The sequence below is a fragment of the uncultured Chitinophaga sp. genome (assembly GCF_937874145.1).
In the GTDB taxonomy this organism is placed as follows: domain Bacteria; phylum Bacteroidota; class Bacteroidia; order Chitinophagales; family Chitinophagaceae; genus Chitinophaga.
In genome coordinates this window covers 1-4,259 of the sequence record NZ_CALNBI010000047.1, presented here as the reverse complement: position 1 = coordinate 4,259, position 4,259 = coordinate 1, and the positions used below count along the sequence as shown (strand labels likewise).

General features: G+C 55.1%; 5 protein-coding genes. 2 read left to right on the top strand and 3 right to left on the bottom strand.

The window, feature by feature from the left end:
• A partial coding sequence (locus Q0510_RS02185) for a discoidin domain-containing protein (protein WP_298707812.1) occupies nt 1-1,807 on the top strand: 1,807 nt, incomplete at its 5' end.
• A 107-nt stretch (nt 1,808-1,914) separates the two neighbouring features.
• Nucleotides 1,915-2,271: a DUF2200 domain-containing protein gene (locus Q0510_RS02180; RefSeq protein WP_298707811.1), complete on the top strand. Its 357-nt coding sequence runs from the start codon at nt 1,915-1,917 to the stop codon at nt 2,269-2,271.
• A gap of 11 nt (nt 2,272-2,282) precedes the next feature.
• Here Q0510_RS02180 and Q0510_RS02175 read toward each other — a convergent pair whose 3' ends face one another.
• From Q0510_RS02175 to Q0510_RS02165, 3 genes are all read right to left on the bottom strand, one after another.
• The gene (locus Q0510_RS02175; protein WP_298707809.1) at nt 2,283-2,696 is read right to left on the bottom strand and encodes an EthD family reductase; all 414 of its coding nucleotides are present in this window, start codon (nt 2,694-2,696) and stop codon (nt 2,283-2,285) included.
• Nucleotides 2,697-2,784: 88 nt separating this feature from the next.
• Nucleotides 2,785-3,543, bottom strand: coding sequence for an SDR family oxidoreductase (locus tag Q0510_RS02170; RefSeq protein WP_298707807.1), 759 nt, complete (start codon nt 3,541-3,543; stop codon nt 2,785-2,787).
• 27 nt (nt 3,544-3,570) lie between these two features.
• Nucleotides 3,571-4,259: dihydroxy-acid dehydratase (locus tag Q0510_RS02165; protein WP_298707805.1), on the bottom strand; the 689-nt coding region annotated here is incomplete at its 5' end.

The window sequence follows — 4,259 nt, the reverse complement described above, 5'->3', positions numbered from 1 at the left end:
CCGAAACGGCAAAGGCGACATCCTGCGCGACCTTTCCGCTTCCCTGAAAAAGCACGGCCTGAAACTCGGCATTTACCTTTCCCCGGCAGATTTGTTCCAGATCGAAAACGCGGAAGGACTGTACGGCAACCTCAGCAAGTACACGCCACGGACCATCCCCCGCGCCGTGCCGGGGAGGCCCTTCGCCAATAAAACCACCTTCAAGTTCGAGGTGGACGATTATAACGAGTATTTCCTCAACCAGCTCTTCGAATTGCTGACCGAATACGGTCCCGTGCACGAAGTGTGGTTCGACGGCGCCCATCCCAAAACCAAAGGCGGCCAAAAATACAATTACGCCGCCTGGAAAAAGCTCATCCACACCCTTGCGCCGAAAGCGGTGATCTTCGGGAAGGAAGATGTGCGCTGGTGCGGCAACGAATCCGGCAGAACGCGGGCGGAAGAATGGAACGTCATCCCTTACAACGACAATCCTGCCACCGCCACCAACTTCCCCGACATGGAAGCTGATTCCCTCGGGCAGCGTGATAAGTTGTACAGTGGCAAATACCTTCACTACCAACAGGCCGAGACCAACACCTCCATCCGTGAAGGCTGGTTTTATCGCGACGATACCCGGCAGAAAGTGCGCAGCGCCGACGATGTATTCGATATTTACGAGCGCTCCGTGGGCGGCAACTCCACTTTCCTCCTGAACATCCCTCCCAACCGCGAAGGCCGCTTCTCTCCCGCCGATTCCACCGTTTTGATGGAAACCGGCCGCAGGATCAAAGCCACTTACGGCAAAAACCTGTTCGCCGGCGCGAAAGGGAATAAAGCCATCCTCGATGGCAGCCCCGCTACCGCATTTACTTTCAGCGATATCACCGGCAACTTTGAGATCACTACGCCCAAGGCTGTCACCATCAACCGCATCGTACTCCAGGAAGCCATTTCTACGCACAGCGAGCGCGTGGAACATCACGCAGTAGACGCCTGGATAGATGGCAGCTGGAAAGAAATCGCCCATGCCGCCAACATTGGTTACAAACGCATCCTGCGCTTCCCTGATGTAACGGCGAGCCGCTTCCGGGTGCGTATCCTGGGAGCGCGGATGGCGCCGGCCATCAGCCATGTGTCCGCACATTATTACAAAAGCCGCCCGCCCCAGTTGCAGATCCTCCGGTCGGCCGATGGCATGGTGAGCATCGAACCATTGCAACCTGAATTCAACTGGAAGCCCCACGGTGAAAACGCTACCAAAAATCTTTCCTCCCAGTTTGACATTTACTACACTACTACCGAAGGTACTCCCGACGTCAAATACAATGGTCCCTTCCGCCTCGCTTCCGGCGAAGTGAAAGCAATGGCTGTCAGTGGTGCGGATAAAGGAGAAGTGACCAAACAAGCCATCGGCATCGCCAAGCAAAACTGGAAACTTGTTTCCGCCAGCAGCGAACGCGCCAAACGCGCAGCCACCGCGGCATTCGATGCCAATGCCAAAACCTTCTGGCATTCGTCCGACAGTGGTCCGCACAGCATCACCATCGACCTGGGCGCCAACCATTCGCTGAAAGGATTCTCCTACACTCCGCAAACCGTTAACGCGGAAGGCAAGATGGCCAAAGGGAAACTGCTGTTCAGCACGGACGGCCAACAATGGCAACCCGCAGACGCCTTCGAATTCGGCAACCTTATCAATGACCCCATGACCCGCTACCATTATTTCCAGCAGCCGGTTAACGCACGTTATGTAAAGATCGAAGCGACGGAAGCCGCCGCCGGCAGCAAATCGATTACCATCGCAGAACTCGACTTCTTCGAATAACACACCACATTCTTCCAAATAAAAAAGACAAACCGGCCATTGCCGGTTTGTCTTTTTTTGTAATTTAATACTGGCATTTATTTGGCTAACCGCTAAAAATCCATCTTATGAAAAGCAATATCGAGCGCGTATACAAGATGTCTTTCGCTGGCGTTTACCCGCATTACATCCAAAAAGCAGAGAAAAAAGGACGCACGAAGGAAGAAGTGGATGAAATCATCCGCTGGTTGACGGGGTACGATCAAAAGTCCCTGCAGCGGCAGCTCGACAATAAAACCAACATTGAGACCTTCTTTGCGGAAGCTCCGCAAATCCATCCCAACGCATCCAAAATAACGGGCGTTATCTGCGGCTACCGCGTGGAAGATATAGAAGACAAACTGATGCAGCAGGTCCGTTACCTCGACAAGCTCATCGATGAGCTGGCCAAAGGAAAAGCCATGGAAAAGATCCTCCGGCAATAAGCCTCTCCACTTTACTCCAGCACCTCGCTGATCTGAATCACAGGTGCGATGTTCGTGTACTTCATGATATCTTTCCGGATCGTGTCGGTATAAGGCGCCAGGGCTCCCTCATATGCCGACAGGCGTTCGAAATACAAGTGACCAATCGCGAGGTAGGGCATCGGGCCAGGGCGGCCGCTGCCGATGCCTTTGTCGATGGACAGTGCTTTCAGCGAATCGCCGAACAGCGTAGCCACCAGCGGCATATGCGTTTTCACGTAATAATCCATATCGAAATGCTTGCCTTCCCCATTGGGGTACAGGATGGAAACTTTCACCATCCCTTTTTTAATGGGCGATTGGGGAGATTGTGCAGGCTGGCTGCTTTGCTGGCAGGCCACCAGCAGGGCGACGGGGAGCGCCAGGGCGAGGATCTTCATTTTCATAAACGTGATTCTACGGATGAATAATTATGCTGTTTCAAAATAGTCATTCCATCTCAACCCTTTTCTACCTGTTTCCCGGTATATTGACTTAGAACGGGGAAGGGCTGGTGGCCGTCCACCCGCCATCTACCACCAGGCTCTGGCCGGTAATGTGCTTCGCTTTGTCGGAAACGAGGAACAGCGCCGCGTCGGCGATATCGCTCACGGTAGCGGGGCGGCCCATCGGAGTGATGCGCGACCAGACGGTGGCATACTCCGGATCGTTCAGGGTGCGCTCGGTGGCGGTTGCCCCGGGCGCTACGGTGTTGACACGGATGCCGTAGCGGGAAACTTCCACCACGAGGTTCTTCGCCAGCATCTCCAGCGCGGCTTTGGTCATGGAATAGGCGGCGAGGTCTTTATGCGCCTGGTGCCCCGTTACGGACGACGTGAACAGCAACGCGCCCCCTGTGCCCTGGTGCTTCATTTGCCGGCACGCGGCCTGCGCCAGGAAAAAGGAACCGCCGATATTCAACTGCAATACTTTGAAAAGGGACTCCGCCGGGTAAGTCAGGAATTCGCCGAAAAGGGTGATCCCCGCGTTGGCGATGGCGATATCCAGCCGGCCGGTTTGCGCTACGGCAACGGCGATCATATCGGTGACGAAGCGTTCATCGCTGCTGTTGCCGGCCAGGGGAATGCATTTCCCGCCTTCCGCCACGATGTTGTCCGCCGCACTTTTACAAAGCGAGGCATCCACATCGTTCAGGAAAACCGTGGCGCCCTGCAAAGCCAGTTGCCTGCACATTTCAAAGCCGATGCCGCATCCGGCGCCGGTTACAATAGCCGTTTTATTGAGAAAATCCATGTTCGTTCTGATTCGTAAGATGGGTGATTAATGGGAGTCGCGCGTTACTTCGCTGCCTGAGCCGCCTTTCAGGAAATCGAAATCTGCTCCCTGGCAGGCCTGCTCCACGTGCTCGACGAAAAGCCGGGTGTAACCGCGGGTGTAGGGGCTTTTGAATGGCGTTTGCCGCTTTCTTCTTTCCGCCAGTTCCGCTTCAGAAACGTGCAGGTTGAGTAAGCGGTTGTTCACATCCAGCTCGATCATATCCCCCGTTTCGATCAGGGAGAAAGTTCCGTTTTCTGCCGCTTCCGGCGATACGTGCAGCACTACGGTTCCAAAGCCCGTTCCGCTCATCCGCCCGTCCGAAATACGGACCATATCCGTGACACCTTGCTGCAACAGTTTGGCCGGCAGCCCGAGGTTGCCTACTTCCGGCATACCGGGATATCCTTTCGGGCCGGCGTTCTTCAGCACCAGCACGCTGTCCGCATCCACCTCCAGCCCGGGATCGTTGATGCGGCGTTTATAATCTTCAATATCACTAAAAACGACTGCTTTGCCGGTATGTTGCATCAAATGCGGACTGGCCGCGGACGGTTTGATGATGCTGCCGTTCTCGCAAAGGTTTCCTTTCAGCACCACAATCCCGGAACGGGCATTGACAGGCGCATCCGCCGGCGCGATCACCAGCGGGTCCCAGCTTTTGGCTTTGCTGATATTTTCGCCGGCGGTTTTCC